Below are 20907 nucleotides of genomic sequence, written 5' to 3' on the forward strand. Positions count from 1 at the left end.
GCTAGCTTTTCCGAATGCGTATTGCAAATGCCTTTGCAGGGTTGGTAACCATTAATGTGCGGATATCCGCTTCGGTAAAGCTATTTGCTTTCAATGCAGGAACCAGCTTGTCGGAAATTGTCGTAAAGCCCCGAAATTCGCCTCCGCCAGGCTCTCCGGGCCGGTACCATCCCGCATCGTGCGAAATCAGCACCTGACTAAGCCGGCCTTTGTTCTTCAAAAAAGTAAGCAATTCCACATGCTTGCCGATATTGTGGGCATTCACTCCGTCCAGGCTGATCCAGCAGCCACTTTGACCTACACTTTCCAGCTCCTGCGCGCTACCGTTCGCGTGTACCCACACAAATGCCGAGGGATGCACACCCGATTGTTTCAGTATTTCAATTTCTTCGCGCGCGGGCAATGCCGGACCAGTGTGAGAGCATATTGTCAACCCTGTTTTCAAATGCGTGAGCGCTGCTGCTTTGATCAGTTTTTGATGGAGTTCTGACAATGCACCGCTATTGACACCGGTTTTGATGAATCCGGGTCGGATGCCGGTGCCTTCGACGCCTTGCTCGAACTCGGTAGTCCAGCGGCTTGCCAGTTGCTCTGCGGTTTCGTGGAACGCCCATTTGGGTAAATACTTATTATCCGAAGCGCCATAATATCCGGTATTAGTCAGGATATTCATGCCCGATTGTTCGGAGAGTTTTTTCAGCAAAATCACGTCCCTGCCAATGAATGCAGGTGTGCATTCCACGAGCGTTCGAATGCCCCGTTGTTTGATTTCAAGCAAATAAGGCAGGACTTTACGGATTACTTCATCATGCATCCAACGATCGGGGGAAATCTTGTCTGCACCAATAAAATCGACCAGGACGTGTTCGTGGATCAATGCAGTACCAAGCCGGGAAATTCCGACTTTACCAAGAACAGTATAGGTGAAATGCGCATCGGCAGGTTTAATGCCTGCTGCGAGCGGAGCAGCGCCCAGTGTTGCCAGAAATCGTCTGCGGGAAATGTCCATTACCATAGTCAGCCTTCTTCATTTAAAAAGGCTGACAGCGATCAATCTCCTTTATTCAATAATAATAAATGGCGTAGGACTGAACGAGATCACGAAAATCACAAACGCAACGATCCCAAGAATAAATCGTGGAGTGTCGAGTGGCGTGTTATCTTCCGTGTCGGGGTGGCGAATGCCGAGAAAACGGCCCAGAATGAATACAAACGGCAGCAAATTCACGGAACCATCCCAGTCCGGGCGGACGTAGGTGACGGCGAACTGGCCCACGACGATCAGTAAGCTGGTCATCAGCGCTGTCGACGGGTTATCGAATGCGCGTTTGAAACAGATGTAAAGGAAATACACGTAAATGGCGAGATAGAAGAGCCGTTCATAAAACACGGCGTCGCTGCCGGTCGCGAAAGACTCGGTGCGGAATACGCCCAGGCCGGCATAGAACGCGAAAATGCCAAACAGAACCGGTGCCACAACATTGAAACGCTTTTTACCGATCATGCCATAGAGAATATGGCCGCCATCGAGCTGGCCGATGGGGATGAGGTTCAGCGAAGTAAAAAACAAGGCCAGGTACCCCGCAAAAAGATACGGGTAATGGATGATCTCATACGCATGTGGCAAGCGCGCGGGATCGGCCACGTAGTTTTTGAAAAACCAAAACAGGATATTGTCTCCGAGCATGAGGTTACCAGCCGGGTTTTCGTAAGCAAACTGAGGATAATTGAGTCCGAAACGTTCGTATTCGGGGTGGATCTTGAAAATGTAATCCGGCGGAGGCAAATGCGTGAACCCATACCAAAGCACTACCAGTGCAGCCGCGAAGCCTGCCAGCGGCCCGGCAATGCCGATATCGAAGAATTTAACCCGCGATCTAACCACTTCCTTAATGCGGATGAACGCGCCGAGTGTACCAATGCTTTGCGATATACCAAACCACAGCGGAATGTAGAACGGCAGCGTCACCTTAACTTTATGCGCCTTCGCAACAAAGTAATGCCCGAACTCATGGATGGTGAGAATCAGTAGGAATGGTATCGAAAAATGGAAGCCTTGCATGAATTCTGCCCAACCCATCGGTTTGGTGGGAACAGGCACTTCCTTTCCGTCCGGCTTGCCGATCAGGAAAAACAGCATGTCGTAAACGAATCCGAATATATTCCCGAACATCCATTCGGCACCGGCCATCGTCGTGGTGATGATGGTGATGATAAAAAGGGCTGCCTGGATGATGTGGGTTCGTGTGTTAGACCGCATAGTCTTTGAGGTATTCCAGAATAGTGACCGGCTTTTGGACGTGGATGGTTTCGATACCGAGCTGCGATGCACTGCGGATATTGTCCGCATTGTCGTCGAGGAAAAGCGTTTCTTCCGCTTTCAGGCCGGCTTCGTTGAGCACTTCCTGGTAAATACGGGGATCGGGCTTCATCAGGCCCATTTCGTAGGAAAGAAAAACGGTTTCGAATAGATCTTCCAGCTTTTCGACGCCCGTCGATGCTTCCAGGATTTTGTTGACCTGCGTGATGTGGATCGAACTGGTGTTGCTGAGCAGGAACAGCCGGTATTTCGTAGCCAGCTTTTTGAGCAGTTCCACGCGCTCGGGCGGAAGGTCGAGCAGAAGGCTGTTCCACGCGGTGTCGATGGCCTCGTCCGACAAGTCAGGAAAATTCAGGATTTCGCGCACATAGTTCCGGAACGTGGGTTCGTCCATCAGACCGGTTTCAAACTGGCGGAAAATTTCGCTCTCTTTGAAAATCGTCAGGATCTCGTGTTGTTCCCGCCCGCTCAGTTCCGCAAATGATTTGGAAGCAATGGGGACGTCGATGTTGAGAATGACGTCGCCAAGGTCGAATATGATGTTCCTGATCTTGTCGTTTTTCATGGATATGCTTAGGCTTCTACTACCACGCCCATGGAACAGAACTTATCGATACGCTGGTCGATACGGTCCTGCTCGCTGATGGCGCCGAGTTCAGCAATATTTTCAAGAATTGTTCTTTTCAGCTCTTCGGCCATCCATTTGTGGTCGAGGTGCGCACCACCCAGCGGCTCGGCGATAATGCCGTCCACCAACTTGTAGTTAGTCATGTCCTTCGCTGTGATCTTCATGGCTTCGGCCGCCTGCTCTTTGAAGTCCCAGCTTCTCCAAAGGATCGCCGAGCAGTTTTCAGGCGAAATTACCGAGTACCAGGTGTTTTCAAGCATTAGCACACGGTCGCCGATAGCAATACCCAACGCACCACCGGAAGCACCTTCGCCGATCACGATACAGATCACGGGCACTTTCAGCATGAACATTTCTTTCAGGTTGCGTGCGATCGCCTCACCTTGTCCGCGCTCTTCGGCTTCCATACCGGGAAATGCACCCGGGGTGTCGATCAGCGTCACGATAGGCTTGTTAAACTTCTCCGCCAGTTTCATCAGGCGCAATGCCTTGCGGTAACCTTCCGGGTTCGGCATACCGAAGTTCCGGTGCTGGCGCTGCTTGGTATTGCGGCCTTTTTGCTGTCCAATGAGCATGAACGACTGTCCGCCGACATTCGCCAATCCACCGATAATAGCCGGATCGTCACGCACCTGGCGGTCTCCGTGCAATTCGATGAACTCGTCGCAGATCAGTTCGATATAGTCAAGCGTGTAGGGACGATCGGGGTGGCGGGAGAGTTGCACACGCTGCCAGCGTGTGAGGTTTTCAAATATTTCTTTTCGAAGGTTGGTGATGTTGCCTTCCAGCAACGCAATGGCGTCCGAAAAATCCACATTGTTTTCTTTTGCCAATGCTTTCATTTCTTCGAGCTTGCGTTCGAGCTCGGCCATAGGTTTTTCAAAATCGAGGTATGTTCTCATAATTCAGGTTCTGTGATTAGTGGGCGGGATCAGGTGCGGTCAGAGTTCGTAAGTAGTGCCCCTCAATGGCGTTTCCACCGAATGATAGCCGATTTCCTGGATTTTACTTTGGAATTCAGCCATGCTTTGCTGCTCTCCGTGGACGAGGAAAACGCGTTTCAGTTTTTCCGGATCCTGCATTTTTACAAAATTAATTAAGTCGTTTTGGTCTCCGTGGCCGCTAAATACGTCAATTTTTTCAATATTAGCCAAGACCGGGTGCTGCTTTCCGCGAATAGAGATCGTGTCCTGCCCATTCAAAAGACGCCATCCGAGGGTCCCCTCCGACGCATAGCCGATCATCAGGATCGTCGCATAAGGATTGCCGATATTGGCTTCCACGTGCGCCTCCACGCGTCCGCCCTGCACCATTCCTGACGACGAAATGATAATGCAAGGTTCGTTATAGTTCGAAACCGCCCGGCTCGCATCGGCGCTTTCAAGGTAGATCAGGTTCTCAAAATCGAAGAGCATGTCATTCTCTTCCTTAAAGTCGCGGGCCTCCTTGTTCAGCATTCGGACATGTTTTTGATAAACCTTCGTGCTGCTATGTGCCAATGGGCTGTCGGAAAATACTTTAATGTAGGGGAAGGAGCGGTCGAGGTAGAGCTTGTTGAGCGTGTATAGCAACGCCTGCGTTCTGCCAACGCTGAATGACGGGATAATGAGCCTGCCTGGAATGTCGATACAGGTCCTTTTGATTACATCCGCGAGCGTTTCCACCGTGCCGCGCTTGTCCTCGTGCAAGCGGTTTCCGTAAGTCGATTCGCAGATCAGGTAATCCACCTGCGGGACCTCCTGCGGATCGATCAGCAGCGGATAGTTCTTCCGGCCGATGTCGCCCGAAAAGCAAAGCCGCTTTTTCTCGCCATTTTCATAGACTTCCAGAACAATGTGTGCTGCACCGAGCAAATGCCCCGCGGCGTAGTAGGTCACCGTCACATTGTCGGCAATGCGGTAGCGCTGCCCGAATGCAACGGGCACAAAGTTGTCCATCGCCTCGATCACATGTTTTTCAACATAGTAATCCATAGGCACTTCCCGCTTTTTCTTGCCGCTTCGTTTTTTGGAGTTAACCCGCGAATTGAGCCGTTTCTGGTGCAGGTTGGCCGCGTCTTTTAGCAATAGCGACGTCAGGGCCATGGTAGGCTCGGTGCAAACCACCCGTCCTTCGAAACCCTCTTTGTACAGGTTCGGAATGTTCCCTGAGTGGTCGATGTGCGCGTGTGTGAGCAGTACGGTGTTGATCAGACTGGGTTCAAACGGGAAAACGCTTTTCTGCTGTTCGTATCTTGTTTTCTTACCGATCTCATCCAGATCAAAATCGGAGCCGCAGTCGATCAGGATGCGGTAGTCGTCCGATTCCAAGAGGAACATGCTACCTGTGACCTGCTGCGAAGCCCCCCAAAATGTCAATTTCATATAAATAGTATGGGGTGAAAGCTATATTGCATTTTTCATCTGGCGGAAAAATCAATATCACTATTGTATCTTTTCTTTGTAAACTATTAATCGTTTGTCTAATATCTTACAAAAGTACCAAAAAACAGCCTGAGATACGGACATTAGTTACTAGATTAGACAAAGCGGCACCATTTTTGTGTCCGGCGAATATTTAATATGATGAGAACCACCCTTTTTTTGCTTTGCATACTCCTGACTGGCCGCGCGGTATCGGCGCAGGTCATCGACAGTACCGGACTCGTCCGTTTCAGCGATGCCGTGCTCGAACTGCAAAACAGCGAGTTTATGCGGAGCGGCTCGCTGGCAGTGAGTATAAAGGCCGTAAAAGAGGGTACAAACGTATTTGCATTGAATACGGAGCGCTCGTTGCCGTCGGCTTCGACTTTAAAACTCGTTTCCACGGCTACGGTTCTGGCGCTTTTTGGAGGTGATTTTAAATTCCAGACTTTCCTCGAATACGACGGTGCTCTTCGCGGTGATACGCTCGCGGGTAATCTCTTCATTCATGGAACCGGAGATCCTTCCCTGGGAAGTGACCGGTTTAAAGGTTATCCTGCGGCGGCGGAAATGATCAGCCGGTGGGTCGCGGCAGTAAAAAAAGCAGGTATCAAATACATTAAAGGGAAAGTCATCGGCGATGCCTCGTTTTTCGATAAAGAAGCTGTCGCCAGCACCTGGATCTGGGGCGATATGGGCAATTATTACGGAGCAGGTGTGCAAGGGCTTAATTTTAATGAAAACCTTTACCGCGTGAAGTTCAAGCCGGGCGTCGAGCCCGGCGACCCTACGACGGTACTCGGTACGGAGCCTGTGATTCCATATCTGTCATTTACGAACCAGGTTACCACCGGTGAACGCGGTTCAGGCGATAACACGATCATTTACAGCAGCCCGCTCGGGAACAATGTGCTGCTCACGGGCACAGTACCAGCCGGGAATGCGGTTTTTACGGTAAAAGGCTCCATTCCCGATCCGGCATGGTACACGGCATATGCATTGAAGAATGCACTGTCGGACAATGGGGTGGTGGTAGCAGAAGCAGAGCCGGTACCGGGCAACGAAGTGCTGCTTACGCCTAACCCAAAGAAGGTTATAGACGAATACAAGTCGCCGCCTTTGCGCGAGCTGTGCCAGCAGGCCAATTTTTGGAGCATTAACCTCTTTGCGGACGTATTTTTCAAGCAGTCCGGCAAACGGCTTTCCGGGAGCTCGGGGTTTGATGATGCGGCGACAGCTATTACAGGTTATTGGTCGGGCAGGGGAGCCGACTTGCGAGGTTTTTATATCAAAGACGGGAGCGGGTTATCGCCGTCGGGCTCCATTACAGCAGGTAGTCTAACCGATATCCTGAATCTGTCGAATAAGGATGTCAGTTTTAAGGATTTTTATCAGAGTATTGCCATTCTGGGACAAAACGGCACGGTGCGCAATCTTGGAAAGGGCTCGCGCGCGGCGGGTAATATGCATGTGAAGAGCGGGTCTATCGAAGGGACGCGGGCGTTCGCGGGGTATGTGAATGCAAAATCCGGTGCATTGCTTAGTTTTACGATTATCGCGCACAAGTACGTGCCGGGGAGTAATCGCGTGATTTCTGATTCGCTGGTAAAGCTGATGACGCTGATGGCGGAGTTGTGAGGACGATAACGCGAAGCTCCTGCTTCGCGCCATCCGTTTCACTACTGAACGACTTTCTCAATCACCAGATTATGATTGGTATAAATGCAAAGATCAGCAGCAATGGTAAGTCCTTCCCGCACCATTTCCTCTGCTGAAAGATGGGTAGCATGTTTTTTCAATGCCTGCGCTGCCGATAATGCAAAGTTCCCGCCCGAGCCGATAGAAGCAATACCATTCTCCGGCTCCAAAACGTCCCCTGTTCCCGAAATGACCAGAATTTCGTCCTTATTGGCAGTAATCATCATCGCTTCGAGCTTACGCAAATAGCGGTCGGTGCGCCAGTCTTTGGCCAGTTCGATGGCAGCGCGTTTCATATTGCCGCCATAGCCATTCAATTTTTCTTCAAAACGATCCAGTAACGTGAATGCGTCGGCCGTGGACCCTGCGAAGCCGACAAGAATTTTGCCGCCTTGCAGCGTGCGGATCTTTTTTACATTACTCTTGGCAACTGTATTGCCCATTGTAGCCTGACCGTCCGCGCCAAGTGCGACAGTGCCGTTGTGCAGTACCCCGAGGACGGTAGTAGCGTGTATTTTCTCCATATTGATATTTAATGCAAATGTTTGTCGCGTTTGAAACAAAAGCCCTTTTAAAACAAAAGTGCCAGACCTTGCGGGCCTGACACTTTTTCATGCATTTGTATTGGGGTTAAACCAGCATGCTCATCGGCTCTTCCAACAGTTTCTTCACTGTTTGCAGGAATTGAGCTGCCGTTGCGCCGTCAACTACGCGGTGGTCGGCCGAAAGCGTTACCTTCATGATGTTGGTTGGGTAAACCGTTCCATCTTCCTTGAAAGCAGCCACTTTCTTGATCGCACCGATCGCCAGGATGCAAGAATCCGGCGGGTTGATGATCGCTGTGAATTCGTCTACACCGAACATACCGAGGTTGGATACCGAGAATGTGTTGCCTTCCCAGTCTTTCGGTTGCAGCTTTTTATCTTTCGCTTTGCCGGCCAGGTCTTTCACTTCGCCTGAAATGGCGGAAAGCGTTTTCTTGTCAGCTTCGCGGATAACAGGTACCAGCAGACCTTCGTCCACCGCTACTGCCACACCGATGTTGACATAGTTGTATTTACGGATCTTGTCACCCAGCCAAGCTGAGTTTACGGCAGGATGTTGCTTCAATGCCACGGCGCAGGCTTTGATCACCATGTCGTTGAAAGAGATCTTCGCGGTAGCCACTTCGTTCAACTGCGGGCGCAATGCCATCGCCTTGTCCATGTTGATTTCCATGGTCACGTAGAAATGAGGCGCAGTGAACAAGCTTTCGCTCAGGCGGCGCGCAATGGTTTTGCGCATTTGCGATACCGGAGTATCCACAAAATCTCCGGACGTCGCCACGCCTGTCGCAGGTGCAACGGGTGCCGCTTCCGCTTTGGCAGCCGCAGGCTGAGCAGCCGGTGCAGCCGCAGGAGCTGATGGCTGTGCAGCAGGTTTGAACTCGTCCACATCGCGTTTTACGATGCGGCCGTTGTCGCCGCTTCCTGAAACTTCGCTCAGGTTAATGCCTTTTTCGTCAGCCAGGCGTTTGGCTAATGGAGATGCTTTTACGCGCTCGTTGGAATCAGCCACTGAAACGGCTTTCTCTGAGCCATTTACAGCGGGTGTCGATGCAGCTTGCGCAGGCGCGGCGGCAGTCTCTGCGGGAGCTTCGCCATTTTCGCGGGCCAGCAACGCTTCCACGTTCGCTCCTTCTTCACCGATTACCGCGATGATCGCGTCAACCGGTACCGCATCGCCTTCTTTAATGCCTACGTAAAGCAGAGTACCGTCTTCGTATGCTTCCAGTTCCATCGTGGCCTTGTCGGTTTCGACTTCGGCCAGGATATCGCCTGATTTTACTTTATCACCCACTTTTTTCTGCCATGAAACCAGCGTGCCTTCTTCCATGGTATCGCTCATTTTAGGCATACGAACTACCGCAGCATTGATTTTTTCGGTAGATGCGGCAGGTTTCGCAGCAGCGGCTGCCGCAGCAGGGGCTGCCTCGGCAGCGGCGGGTTGTGGTGTTACGGTTTCAACAGCAGGAGCGGCTGGCGCGGCAGGAGCTGATCCGTTTCCGTTGCTGGCACCGTCAAGCAGCGATTGGTAATCTTCACCTTCAGCGCCTACGATCGCCATGATACCGTCGATAGGTACTGCGTCGCCTTTTTTTACGCCGATATATAGAAGGGTACCGTCCCAGTAAGATTCGAGATCCATGGTTGCCTTGTCGGTTTCCACCTCAGCAATCACTTCACCTGATTTAATTTTATCACCTACTTTTTTGTGCCATTCCGCGATAACACCTTCTTCCATGGTGTCGCTCATCTTGGGCATACGAATTACTTCTGCCATATCGCTTGTTAAGGTATTTTTGTTCTTGGTCGAAATTCAGACTTTGGTCAAAATTACAATAAAAGGTGAATAGGAGAGATGTTTGACATTATAAAATTGCCCCTATCGGTCGTTGGAGTCCTCTCTCAGAAAATTCATCTTTCTTGTAATGCTTGATAATCAGTAAGGTATGGCCGCGATGCGCGGTTTTGCCAATTTGCCGGGCCCTAAACGGCGCCCTGGTAACATACTTTCACTGCTTTGGGTCGATATATAAATGATCTGCCAAAAGATGTGAATTTAGCCATTCAGCAGGCTCCGGCCCTGGTTCCGGAGTTGGAAGCCGAAGAGTGCGGAAAAAGCTGCGGGCGACCCGCATACGTTTCCGGAAAGTATAGGAGGTTTCACCGAATGCATTCTCCGGGCGCTCCACTGCGATGGTGGCGCATCGCAAACCTGCTTTGGCGATCAGTCCGATGAGGTAAGGGGCGTGAGGCAAATATGAAATGAAATCACCCATCACTTCCTTTCTTGCCACCATGAAAAGCCCTGCATTCATCGGGATCTTCCTGCCAGAGAACCAATGTACCATTCCTTTGAAAAAATAGGAGGTAAGCAGTCTGCCGGGCGACTCATATTTTCCCTGACGTTTACCGAAAACAACATCCACCCCCGGTTTTAAAGCGCCGATCAACGTCGGCAGGTTCTCAGGCTCGTCCTGCAAGTCGGCGTCCATTGTGGCAACAAGGTCTCCCCGCGCAAATGCCATTCCGGCAATCAATGCACTGCTCTGGCCGGCATTCTTTTTCAGGTTAATAATATGAAAGGAAATGGTCGGCGGCAACTGTTGGAGGATAGCCAGCGAATGATCCGGAGAAGCGTCATTGACATACACAATTTCGCAGGAAATAGGCAGCAATGCGGATACCTGGCTGACCCGCTCGTGTAAAGCCACCAGTGTAGAAGCACTTTTATATACGGGAACAACAATGCTGATCATCAATACCCCTTTTCGTAGTTGACAATATTCAGCAGCGCTTCGCCGCGCACGTAGCGTGCGAGGTTTTCTTCAAAAAGCGGCTGCCATTTGAATTCCGGCCCTTCAAGGCTACGGCCTACATGAGGAGTAATCAGTATTCGAGGCTCCGCCCAGATCGGATGTGCGGCAGATAACGGCTCTTCTTCGAATACATCCAGCGCCGCGCCGGCCAGTTGGCCTGTTTGCACCCTTTCGAGTAATGCCTGGTCGTCGAGCGTCCCGCCCCTGCCGATATTGACCACAAATGCCCGTTGGGGCAGTTGATCCAGAATAGCCCCGTTTACGAAATGGTGCGTTCCCGGAGTTTTGGGGAGACAAATGATCAGGGCATTCGTATCGGCTAACTGAGCTTGCCAGCTTTGCTGTCCAAATATTGAAATGCCTTGCTCCTCAGAATCCCCGGTTTGGTTTCTCACCGCAGAAACCCGCCCGCCCATGGCGGTAATCATTCGTGCGATCTCCTGCGCGAGGCTGCCCCAGCCCAGGATGAGGCAGCGGCTATTGTGTAATGTGCGTAACCTGTGCCGTTGCCATGAATGTGCATGCTGCTCGTCGCGAAGCAAATGGATATTGCGGAAGAGCGCCAGCAGCAGGGTGACGGTATGTTCGGCCAGTTCGGCGTCGTACACACCGCGGGCGCAGGTAAGCGTGATGCCCTTGTCGAGAAGGAGCTGCTTTTGCGTTAATATAATGTCGACCCCCACCGAATTGGATTGCATCCAGCGAAGCTTTTTGGCAAAGGGGAGACTTTGAATAAAATAGCGGTTACCCAGCACGATCTCAGCATTCTCGATGAGTTGCTGTGCCTCTTCCAGTGAGTGTGCAATGGCTACTTCCTGATCCGGCGCGGCTTGTTGCAGGCGCTGTAAATGGGCCTGTACCGGGTCATACATCAGAAGGATCATGCGTGGTGTGGATTGGTGGTCCAGCTTTCGACCTGCTCGCGGAATGCGTGGAAATCGGCAGATACCTCCTCATTAGATCGCCTGCGGGCTTCATCATAGGCTTTGCGGATATGATGGACCATATGTTCCATGCTATGGTTAGCGTAGTCTTTGATGAACGTGCGGCGCAGGAAGCTAAAATCGATCCCCAGGCGGGCATATTCGTTGATCAGGTATTTGCTGGCGATCGGCATGCCATTCGGGGGGTAGGTCACACCTCCTGCGCCGAGTGGTATTTCGAACTGCCGGCGAATGTCGGTTACCGTGCCATTCATGAGCGGAACGAAAATATTCCTGCTGTTTTGCTGAATATGCAGGTCGTTGAGCCCTATGTAGGCCCTGCGGAGCGGTAATTTGCCGAGTTCGGTGACGCAGTCGAGTGCCGAGGTCGTTTCGATCAGGATGTTAAACCCGGCCCGCCCGCCGATCATTTGCAGCGTGTCACGTGCCTCTGCAACCGTCCTGACCATCGGCAGGAAGATCTCATCGGCTCCCGCGCGCAACGCGAGCTCGACTTCCTCGTACGTATACTCGGGAGAGAAGCCGTTGATCCTGCAAATCAGCTTACCCGCCGGCGTTACTTCCCGCACGCGGCACAGATCTTCATAGGTATCATAATTGATCTGCGTATCGAAATTCTCTTGCCTGAGCTTCTTTCCCTGGTTCTCCCAATCAACAATGATGCCGTCCACGCCCGCTGCGATGGCCGTTCGGACGATCGCTGGGTCGGTCGAGAATAGAAAGAGCTGGAAATGGTCGTGTAAATTTTGCTTCACAAGCCTCTTGTTTTCTGTGCAACGATCAGGCAACTGGTACCAAATGGGATTCTTTTCCTGCTTCGGATGGCGTTTATTTCCCAGCCCAGCAAACGTCTCAATAAACGCGCTGTGGCAGGGCGGCCGGCCATATGTTCGTTCCGTTTCTTTTCCGGAGTGTTATCTTTTTTAATCCCGAATTTTTCCGGCAATACCCGCGCAAGCCACATCGGTGCCCACACGAGCGAAAAAAAATAGGTGGCATAAGTCACCTTGAATCCAGCCTCCGCAAGCAGTGCGGAGAGCTGTCCGAGGGTGTACCGCCTGAAATGCCCCAACTGCACGTCGTTTTCCGACCACAGGCTTTGAAATGCGGGTACCGTGAGCATGATCCGCCCGTCGGGAGTGAGCAGCCGGTTGATATTTTCGAGAAAGGATTTATCATCACTGATATGCTCCATCACATCGAAGAACCCCGCTGCGGGGGCTGTTCCATTAACTTTGGCTACATATTCTTCCAAAGTATTCTGGATCGTCGACCGGATTCCTCTCTTCCGGGCATTCTCGACCCCGGTCGCATAGGGCTCGACCAGCGTTACGTTGTAGCCTGCGTTCTGCATCGCCAATGCGGTAATGCCGTTGCCGCCTCCGATATCGAGAAAATCTTCGGGAAAACCATTCGCTTTCATAGCCTCCACAAGGCAGCCGTTCCGGTGCTGATACCAGAATGACATGTCTTCCATTTCAAAACACACCGAGTTGCCGTCGTCCGGATAGGAAACAAGCCACTTTTCTCTTTTTTCTTCAATCATCTTTTTTCTGCTGTGATGATCTGGAAAGGCAGAAAAGTGTTCAATCCAGGAATTTTTTCCAGGACAGGTTCGCTTTTCTGGCCTAATGTGGTATTAGAGAGGAAGGGCGGGTAAAAGCCAAATCTTTTCATCTTCAAATTCTTCCAACCGGCGTAATCCATCGCGCTGAACAGCTTCTTTTTGGTCATGTCCGCCACCCCCTTATCTCCTTCCCAGGACATGCCGGGCGTCAATGCGATTTGCAGGTAGTAAAGCGGGTTATACGCGTTCGGTTCGAGAAATACCAGTTTTCCGCCCGGTTTGCATATCCGGTACATGGCCTGGAAACAAGCATGCAGGCTATGAAAATGATGAAGGGCCATGAAGCCCATTACCACATCAAACTGGTCATTGAGCTCTTCGGGAGCGTCCAGAATATCGGCGGCGTGGAGCTTGACGGGAAACTTGTTGTCGTTATAGACCAATAGCTGCTGCAAAAGGAATGGCGACAAATCGAGCCCCTCCACCCGGTAACCCTGAGCGAGGAAGTTCAGCGTATATTTCCCCATTCCACAGGCCACGTCGATAATCCGATCGGATTTTTTGATTCCCGCAAAGTCGATTACTTCTTTCACATGCCTGCGCACGTAAGGCGAAGAAACCGGGATCATCGTTTTTTTGATCTTATGCCCGAAGTAATCGAGCTGTTGGTTATTGTGAAATTTGATGTTGGAAACTACGATGCTCATAAAGAAAGGGGATCTTTTAGTGTGTGAATATACGCAAAAATGTCCCCAATGGGCAACCCGTTAATCACGACTTTTTAACCGGTTATAAATATCTTTCGGTTACATATACGTCACTGAGTGTTAATGACTTCATAAAGACTCAAATGCCAGATCGCTGAACGGAATATCGCCAGCTTACGCAAGCCCGACTTTTCCGGGCTTGCGATGTTTTCCACAGACAAAATGTAGTCGCAGCCGAGCTCGCGTAATGCCTCATGCGAGAGCGTAATCGGGCGCTCGGAAGGGGCCATGCCACGCGTCATGTGGGTTTCAAAATAGGGTAGCCCCTGGTCGTACACGACAATGCTCTGGCTGCCCCAGAAGTCGAAGAAGCCCCGGTTGTTACTGTTCTTTTCGAGTTCACCGGCGATGATGTTCCGGAACTGGTGTTTATAAGGAAGGGGATAATTGCTCGAATACCCGTCGATCGTCCACATGCCATTGTATTGGGCCACCGCCGGCGGAATGCCGATACTCGCTACGCGGTAGGTGTCTACCGGCTTGCCGATGGCCGTTTTGATATTGTCGAACATCCGCTCGGCATAGTAATCCTCGTAGGTGAAGATGTAGTGATAGGGAACAATGGAGACGAATTTTTTGACGAAGCGTTCGTAATAGGTGGGCTGGTAGGCGAAGCAAACCACAAGCTGCATGGCCGCTACCGCAATCAAAACGCGAGGTTGGTATCGGGGAACAATCAATAGCAATGCCTGCCCTGCCGCAATGTGCCAGAGCATTTGCAGAAAGATATGAAACCTTTCCAGGCTGAACATACGCAGCAGATCGGAGCTGTTCCGGAGGTTCACCAGCGGCTCCCAGTTCAGGATCGCAATGTAAAAGCAGATAAGTGTAATAATGCCCAGCGTAATAGTAATGCCCCGCGGTAATTCCCTTTTGCGAATAACATGTAACGCATAAACCAGGCACACAAACGGCAGGAGCACGAACGTATGCAGCGACAACGCCACATCGACATTGCCGAGCAGGAAGTACCGGGCAAATATTTTAAAGCAAACACCCAGCGGCACCGGAAACCGTCGCATCTCCATCCGGTGCGAAACAAATCCTTCCCCTCCGAGTAAATTCTGTATCAGGTCGACCTTCGTGAATAGATACACGCCCAGCAAGATTGCAAACGCCAGAAGCAGTCGTTTAACCGGACGTCTTTGAACAATGTCATAGCCAATCAACGCTCCGAATGCAGACAGAATGAATACCCCGGCTGACTGGAAATTGGAGGTAAATGGAAACGCCGCCAGGATCAGCCAGTTCCAGATGGCCGGGCTTTCTTTGCGAATATTCAGGATGGCAAATACCAGAAGCGGCTGGCCCGCAATGCTCAGTCCCCAGGTTGGCAGGAAGGGGGTAAATGCAAATGATAAAGCCAGAAAGGCCGAAACAGGCTCGTTGGCAGCCAAATGCCGCCGACAAAGCAGCCACATGCCGATCAGTGCGACACCGCTGATGAAGACATTGTAGAACTGGAAAGCTGTAAAAGTAGGTAGCAGGAGATTGAGCCAGTAATACACATTATAGGTGCTGACCAGCGTGAATTTGGGCACACCTCCCATAAAAGGCTCGATGATCGCGTACGAGGGCGCCCATGCGTAGGCGTCCTGCGTGGCGAGCCGGTACCATACCACAAACGAATCGAGCGAGTCGAAGGCATTGAAATATGCCCTCTGGCCCAGGAAAATGGTGGGCGCATGATAAAGCAAAAATACCAGCAACAACCCTCTGAGGTAGTAATGCTGGTATTTTGCTTTCATATCGTGGAATTACTAGTTGATCTTCAAAACGGCCATAAATGCTTCCTGCGGAATTTCTACACTACCCACCTGGCGCATCCGCTTCTTACCTTTCTTCTGTTTTTCGAGGAGCTTGCGCTTACGGGAAATATCACCGCCGTAACATTTGGCCAAAACGTCCTTCCGCATGGCTTTTACGGTTTCGCGGGCGATGATCTTCTGTCCGATGGCTGCCTGGATGGCGATCTCGAACATTTGGCGTGGAATCAGCTCACGTAGCTTTTCGCAAAGTTTTTTACCCCATTCGTAAGATTTCGAACGGTGTACGATAGCCGACAATGCATCCACCGCCTCGCCGTTGAGCATCACGTCGAGTTTCACCATGTCCGACTCCTGGTAACCTGCCAGTTCATAGTCGAGTGAAGCGTAACCGCGGGAGATTGTTTTCAGTTTATCGAAGAAATCAAAAACCACCTCGGCCAGCGGGATGAGGAATTGCAGCTCCACGCGCTCGGCAGTGAGGTAAATCTGGTTTTTGAGGATACCCCGCTTGTCCATACACAGGTTCAGGATCGGGCCGATGTAGTCCGATTTGGTGATGATCTGCGCATTGATGTACGGCTCTTCGATATATTTAATATGGTTAGGCTCAGGCATTTCTGACGGAGCGCTGATATTCAGGATTTTGTCTTTGGTAGTCAAAACACGGAACTGCACGGAAGGTACCGTCGTGATCACGGTCATATCGAACTCGCGTTCCAGACGTTCCTGGACGATCTCCATGTGCAGCATTCCCAGGAAGCCGCAACGGAAACCAAAACCGAGTGCCGCCGAAGTTTCAGGTTCCCAAACCAATGCCGCGTCATTCAGCTGCAATTTTTCCATTGCCTCGCGAAGCTCTTCGAACTCGCTGGTATCAACCGGGTAAATACCGGCAAAAACCATCGGTTTAACCTCCGAGAAACCTACAATCGCTTCGCTCGCAGGGCGGTCGATATGCGTGAAAGTATCGCCTACCTTCACCTCCTTGGCTACTTTGATACCCGAAATAAGGTAACCAACGTCGCCGCATTCGACCACTTGTTTGGGTATTTGCTGTAACCCCAGCGTCCCGATTTCGTCGGCAATATATTCCTTGCCGGTCGCCATGAACTTCACTTTGTCGCCTTTCTTGATGCTGCCGTTTTTCACACGGAAGATTACCTCGATACCGCGGTACGAGTTAAAAACCGAGTCGAAGATCAGCGCTTGCAGCGGGCCTTCCGGATCGCCGACAGGGGCAGGGATGCGTTCTACAATTGCATTCAGGATGTCCTCAATGCCGATACCTTCTTTACCGCTGGCAGGAATAATGTCGCCGCGGTCGCAGCCCAGCAGATCCACCATTTCGTCCTTGATTTCCTCGGGCATGGCGCCGGGAAGGTCGATCTTGTTCAAAACGGGGATGATTACCAGGTCATGGTTGATCGCCAGGTACAGGTTGGAGATCGTCTGCGCTTCGGTGCCTTGTGAGGCATCCACGAGCAGCAATGCGCCTTCACAGGCAGCGATCGAGCGGGAAACCTCGTAGGAAAAATCCACGTGGCCCGGGGTGTCGATCAGGTTGAGTATATATTCTTCTCCTTTATAAATGTAGTTCATCTGGATCGCGTGGCTCTTGATAGTGATGCCGCGTTCACGTTCCAGATCCATATTGTCGAGCAATTGCGCCTGCATTTCGCGCTGCGATACAGTTTTGGTAAATTCCAGCAGACGGTCCGCCAGGGTACTTTTCCCGTGGTCAATATGGGCAATAATGCAAAAATTACGGATTTTCTTCATGAAAGTTGTTCCTATTCCAATGCTTTGAATATATAGTTCAGGTCAAAGCAATCACAAAATTACGAGGGTAATTAATATTTCAAGATGTTTTCAAACAGAAGTTCAAACTAAAAATGACAAGCGTGCTCACACACCTGCAGGCGAAGGCGCTCGTCTTGCGTGCTTCCGCTGCGGCCAGGCGTAAAGCCAATACGCCGCGACTACGACTGAGGTCAGGGGAATTAATTGGCCATAGCGCACCATAGCGGCAGTCAGAACGGTCATGGACAACAGCATAGCAGGGTGTGCCAGGTAATGCAGGCCGGTCCTCAGCCAGGAGGTTAGCGACTCCTTTGCATCACCTGCGCAGGGATTCATTTGTCGATTAAAATCCAGCCACGTCAACCATTTAGCCAGCACGCTACTGTGCAAACGGTTATCGTAAGCCAGGCGCCGCGGCCATGTGAGCAAAGAGCCATAGGCGGTAACCAGCGCGAAGAGAAACGGCCCGAATGTCATTTGCATTAATAACACCATCGGCAAATGCAGAACAAGCGCCAATAGCATTGCATAAACGATAGTCGCCCGGCGAAGCAGGAGGATAGCAATACTGATTTGTAATACAATCACTCCTATGCCCATCATTTGTGACAAAAAACCACGGGGGAAAATGCTGGCAGCCTCTATATAGGATGCGATCTGATGTTTGGTTACCAAAAGTGTCTCCATACTGGCGCCGGTCCACCAGTCGGGATCGAAAACCTTGTTCAGGTCGGCGCCCAGGTAGAGCACCGCGAGTTGGAAACGGATCAGGTCTGTTCCCGTAACATGGTTGCTAAGCCCGGTGCACAGGAACACACAACCCGTAAAAAGGTGGGCCACGGAGATGCATATCTGGCAGGAAAGGAGCCCGGTGACGAATGCCAGACCGACGCACAGTGCGCCAAAACGTATAAAGCGCGAAAACAGGAGCAAGCCGATGCCGCTCAGGAACAGCAACCTGACGCCCATATTGAACTCCTCGTCGGTGCCCAGTTCGCCCAGCCACTCAATGAGCGGGTAGAACCTGCCGCCGCCCTGGTTGCCATTGAAGGGAAACTCTCCCGTCAAAAGCAGATAGATGGCCAGCATTCGCACTGCGAGCACGAGCTCGGGTACGACGGCCTTTCCCATAACATAGAAAGGATTAAGATGGCGCATAGTGCTCAACGGCTGGCTTTCCACAGATACGTTTGTTCCGGTGCCCCATTACGGCGATAAGAGATCCTGACGCTGTCGGGGTGAGTAGGAGCTTGTGCTTCTACCGAAGTGACAAGCCGCCTGAGATTACCCGGCGCATGTGCTTCCCATTGAGTTTGGGCTAACCCGTAACGGGCCTCGACGGCCTGCCGGCCCCAGGTAACGCCATTCTGGAAAGCGTCAATGCGGTAGAAGACCTGCGTAGTATGCGGCGCCCAGGAGATTGTCCGGGTGTCCTGGGTAAGTTCATACAGTGTGTTAGTGACCTGGGCCGATAGGAAGAGTATTCCGGGAAGCCATTTTTTAAAAGATGATGAAGTCATGAGTGCATGATAGATTTACGGATCATAGAGCTATTTTGAGTTGCCGTATTTTCTCGTAAAAGTTAATGAAAAGAGTATTAACCAAAATATTTAATCATTTGATTAAATATTTTGGTTAAATCGAAGATAACGTTACCTTTGAAGCATCAAACGGAAATTGACTGATGGCGAAAGCAAAAAAAGCGGAGTTGGACCTGAGCACGGAAGAGAAGATCAAGGAGGCGGCGAGCCTTGTGTTCACCAAAAAGGGATATGGCAATGCACGTACGAGAGATATTGCCGAAGAAGCGGGTATTAACCTGGCGCTGCTGAACTACTATTTCCGCAGTAAGGAAAAGCTTTTTCAAATTGTGATGGCCGAGCGGATCGACAAGTTGTTCGGCGTATTGGGGCCGGTTCTCAATGACGAGTCGACGACATTAGAAGAGAAACTGGAAAAGATCACGGAGAGCTACATTAATATGCTTCTGGAACATCCCGATCTGCCGATTTTCGTGCTGAGTGAAATCCGCAACAATCCCGAGCAGCTTTCAAACCGGTTTCAGGCCCGGAAGCATCTCACGGAATCGGTTTTCATCAAGCAGCTCGTAGAGCGCAGAAGTGATATTAACCCATTTCATTTTCTGATGAACCTGCTGGGAATGAACTTGTTTCCGTTTGTCGCAAAGCCGGTGTTGCAACCGATCCTGGGCAATGAAGACATGTACCGGCAACTGATGGAGCAGCGTAAAAAGCTGGTTCCGGCGTGGATGAAACTGATGTTGGATCAGGGTTAACCGCCCTATTTTTTTGAATAGAAATTAATCAAATGATTAAATAAATCGAATAAATAAAATGATTAATGGATTCAGAATGCCATTGGTGATCAGTGTTTTTGCGCTGATAACCACGTGCCTAAGAGCGCAGGACGGGCCACTGACGATCCGGGAAGCTTACCGGCTCGCCCGGAAAAACTACCCGATGATCAGGCAGCAGGGGCTGATCGAAAAGGCCCGGGATTACTCGGTGAGCAATGCCGCAAAGGGCTATTTGCCGCAGCTTATGGTCCAGGGGCAGGCCACATACCAGTCGGCGGTGACGGAATTTAAACTGCCCGTTTCGATCCCTGGTGTAGAGTTTCCAAGCATTAGCAAAGATCAGTACAAGGTTTACGGCGAGTTAAACCAGGCGGTTTACGACGGAGGCAACGTCCGTACACAGGTACGCTCGCATGAGGCGAACGCGCTGGTGGAATCCCAAAAGCTGGAAGTGGAATTATACAAGCTCAACGAGCGGGTGAACCAATTGTTTTTCGGTGTATTAATGCTCGACGAGCAGCTGAAACAAAATGATTTGCTGAAAAAGGATATCAACCTGGGGATTCGTAAAGTGCAGGCGCTCATCGACAACGGGACCGCATTCAAAAGCAATGCGAATACTCTGAAAGCGGAATTACTGAAAGCCGACCAGCGTGCCATTGATCTGAATGCGAGCCGGAAAGCATACCTGGAAATGTTGGGAATGCTGACAGGCCAGTCATTGGGCGATTCAGCAGTGCTGGAAAAGCCTGCGGGCCTGGTGGCGGGAGGCGATATTAACCGGCCGGAACTCAAACTTTATGACGCCCAAAACCGTAGCCTGGATGTGCAATCACAACTGCTGGACGTTCGCAACCGCCCGAAACTCAATTTTTTCTTCCAGGGAGGTTACGGCCGGCCCGCATTGAATATTCTTAGCAATGGCTTCAATCCGTATTACATTACCGGACTGCGGCTGAACTGGTCACTTTCCGGATTATATACCATTAAGAAGGACCGGGAGCTGATCCGCAGCAACCGGGATGCCATTCAGCTTCAAAAGGAGACATTTCTTTTCAATACCAATCTGGTAGCCAAACAGCAAAACGCGGAACTCGATCGTTTCAGCCAGTTGCTGAGGACGGACGATGAGATTATCACGCTCCGCGAAAGCATTAAGACCACAGCCGCGGCCCAACTCGAAAACGGCGTGATTAACACCAACGACTTCCTGCGTGAAGTGAATGCCGAAGATCAGGCGCGGCTGAGTAAGATCCTGCACGGTATTCAGCTGCTGATGTCGCAGTATAGCCTCGATAACACGCTGGGTACCCATTTTGAATAAGCCTTTAAAT

Annotated in this window: 19 protein-coding genes; 3 read left to right on the forward strand and 16 right to left on the reverse strand. The window is 51.0% G+C overall.

Translation table 11 applies throughout. The annotated features are described in order from the left end of the window. Window position 1 precedes the first annotated feature (1 nt). From ACQ4MZ_RS12360 to ACQ4MZ_RS12380, 5 genes are read right to left on the reverse strand one after another with little or no spacing between them, the layout of a single operon-like run. Window positions 2-1015: a phosphotriesterase family protein gene (locus tag ACQ4MZ_RS12360; RefSeq protein WP_430845386.1), complete on the reverse strand. Its 1014-nt coding sequence runs from the start codon at window positions 1013-1015 to the stop codon at window positions 2-4. Window positions 1016-1060: 45 nt separating this feature from the next. Continuing rightward, complete coding sequence (locus tag ACQ4MZ_RS12365; RefSeq protein ID WP_430845387.1) at window positions 1061-2260, reverse strand: site-2 protease family protein; 1200 nt, start codon at window positions 2258-2260, stop codon at window positions 1061-1063. After that, window positions 2250-2885 carry an HAD family hydrolase gene (locus tag ACQ4MZ_RS12370; protein ID WP_430845388.1) on the reverse strand — a complete coding sequence of 212 codons (636 nt, stop codon included), beginning with the start codon at window positions 2883-2885 and terminating at the stop codon, window positions 2250-2252. Before ACQ4MZ_RS12370 ends, ACQ4MZ_RS12365 begins: the two co-directional genes overlap by 11 nt. 8 nt (window positions 2886-2893) lie before the next feature. Beyond that, complete coding sequence (locus ACQ4MZ_RS12375; RefSeq protein ID WP_430845389.1) at window positions 2894-3850, reverse strand: acetyl-CoA carboxylase carboxyltransferase subunit alpha; 957 nt, start codon at window positions 3848-3850, stop codon at window positions 2894-2896. Between the two features lie 39 nt (window positions 3851-3889). Continuing rightward, entirely contained in the window at window positions 3890-5311 is a 1422-nt protein-coding gene (locus ACQ4MZ_RS12380) for an MBL fold metallo-hydrolase RNA specificity domain-containing protein (protein ID WP_430845390.1), read from the reverse strand. A 198-nt stretch (window positions 5312-5509) separates the two neighbouring features. Here ACQ4MZ_RS12380 and dacB point away from each other — a divergent pair, with 198 nt between their 5' ends. Continuing rightward, a complete protein-coding gene (gene dacB, locus ACQ4MZ_RS12385; RefSeq protein WP_430845391.1) occupies window positions 5510-6988 on the forward strand; it encodes a D-alanyl-D-alanine carboxypeptidase/D-alanyl-D-alanine endopeptidase in 1479 nt (492 codons plus the stop codon). 41 nt (window positions 6989-7029) lie between these two features. On the opposite strand, the gene hslV is transcribed toward dacB, so the two are convergent. From hslV to ACQ4MZ_RS12440, 11 genes are all read right to left on the reverse strand, one after another. Beyond that, window positions 7030-7572, reverse strand: coding sequence for an ATP-dependent protease subunit HslV (gene hslV, locus ACQ4MZ_RS12390; protein WP_015815054.1), 543 nt, complete (start codon window positions 7570-7572; stop codon window positions 7030-7032). Window positions 7573-7678: 106 nt separating this feature from the next. Continuing rightward, window positions 7679-9370: a pyruvate dehydrogenase complex dihydrolipoamide acetyltransferase gene (locus tag ACQ4MZ_RS12395; protein ID WP_430845392.1), complete on the reverse strand. Its 1692-nt coding sequence runs from the start codon at window positions 9368-9370 to the stop codon at window positions 7679-7681. Window positions 9371-9602: 232 nt separating this feature from the next. Further along, window positions 9603-10349: a glycosyltransferase family 2 protein gene (locus ACQ4MZ_RS12400; protein ID WP_430845393.1), complete on the reverse strand. Its 747-nt coding sequence runs from the start codon at window positions 10347-10349 to the stop codon at window positions 9603-9605. Then, window positions 10349-11293, reverse strand: a complete 945-nt coding sequence (locus ACQ4MZ_RS12405) for a D-2-hydroxyacid dehydrogenase (protein WP_430845394.1) — start codon at window positions 11291-11293, stop codon at window positions 10349-10351. Before ACQ4MZ_RS12405 ends, ACQ4MZ_RS12400 begins: the two co-directional genes overlap by 1 nt. Further along, window positions 11290-12108 (reverse strand): aldolase/citrate lyase family protein, encoded by an 819-nt coding sequence (locus ACQ4MZ_RS12410; protein ID WP_430845395.1) that lies wholly within the window; start codon window positions 12106-12108, stop codon window positions 11290-11292. The genes ACQ4MZ_RS12405 and ACQ4MZ_RS12410 overlap by 4 nt, the downstream gene beginning before the upstream one ends. Next, a complete protein-coding gene (locus ACQ4MZ_RS12415; protein ID WP_430845396.1) occupies window positions 12105-12899 on the reverse strand; it encodes a class I SAM-dependent methyltransferase in 795 nt (264 codons plus the stop codon). The genes ACQ4MZ_RS12410 and ACQ4MZ_RS12415 overlap by 4 nt, the downstream gene beginning before the upstream one ends. After that, the gene (locus ACQ4MZ_RS12420; protein WP_430845397.1) at window positions 12896-13627 is read right to left on the reverse strand and encodes a class I SAM-dependent methyltransferase; all 732 of its coding nucleotides are present in this window, start codon (window positions 13625-13627) and stop codon (window positions 12896-12898) included. Before ACQ4MZ_RS12420 ends, ACQ4MZ_RS12415 begins: the two co-directional genes overlap by 4 nt. A gap of 110 nt (window positions 13628-13737) precedes the next feature. Further along, complete coding sequence (locus ACQ4MZ_RS12425) at window positions 13738-15435, reverse strand: DUF6044 family protein (RefSeq protein WP_430845398.1); 1698 nt, start codon at window positions 15433-15435, stop codon at window positions 13738-13740. Between the two features lie 12 nt (window positions 15436-15447). Next, window positions 15448-17235 carry a translation elongation factor 4 gene (gene lepA, locus ACQ4MZ_RS12430; protein WP_430845399.1) on the reverse strand — a complete coding sequence of 596 codons (1788 nt, stop codon included), beginning with the start codon at window positions 17233-17235 and terminating at the stop codon, window positions 15448-15450. Window positions 17236-17361: 126 nt separating this feature from the next. Next, complete coding sequence (locus ACQ4MZ_RS12435) at window positions 17362-18387, reverse strand: HTTM domain-containing protein (protein WP_430845400.1); 1026 nt, start codon at window positions 18385-18387, stop codon at window positions 17362-17364. Window positions 18388-18419: 32 nt separating this feature from the next. Next, the gene (locus tag ACQ4MZ_RS12440) at window positions 18420-18776 is read right to left on the reverse strand and encodes a hypothetical protein (protein ID WP_430845401.1); all 357 of its coding nucleotides are present in this window, start codon (window positions 18774-18776) and stop codon (window positions 18420-18422) included. Window positions 18777-18940: 164 nt separating this feature from the next. On the opposite strand from ACQ4MZ_RS12440, the gene ACQ4MZ_RS12445 reads away from it, so the two are divergent. Continuing rightward, window positions 18941-19552, forward strand: coding sequence for a TetR/AcrR family transcriptional regulator (locus ACQ4MZ_RS12445; RefSeq protein WP_430845402.1), 612 nt, complete (start codon window positions 18941-18943; stop codon window positions 19550-19552). Between the two features lie 58 nt (window positions 19553-19610). After that, window positions 19611-20897, forward strand: a complete 1287-nt coding sequence (locus ACQ4MZ_RS12450; RefSeq protein WP_430845403.1) for a TolC family protein — start codon at window positions 19611-19613, stop codon at window positions 20895-20897. The last annotated feature ends 10 nt before the right edge of the window (window positions 20898-20907 follow it).

Source organism: Dyadobacter sp. BHUBP1 (genome assembly GCF_050587785.1).
Classification (GTDB): domain Bacteria; phylum Bacteroidota; class Bacteroidia; order Cytophagales; family Spirosomataceae; genus Dyadobacter.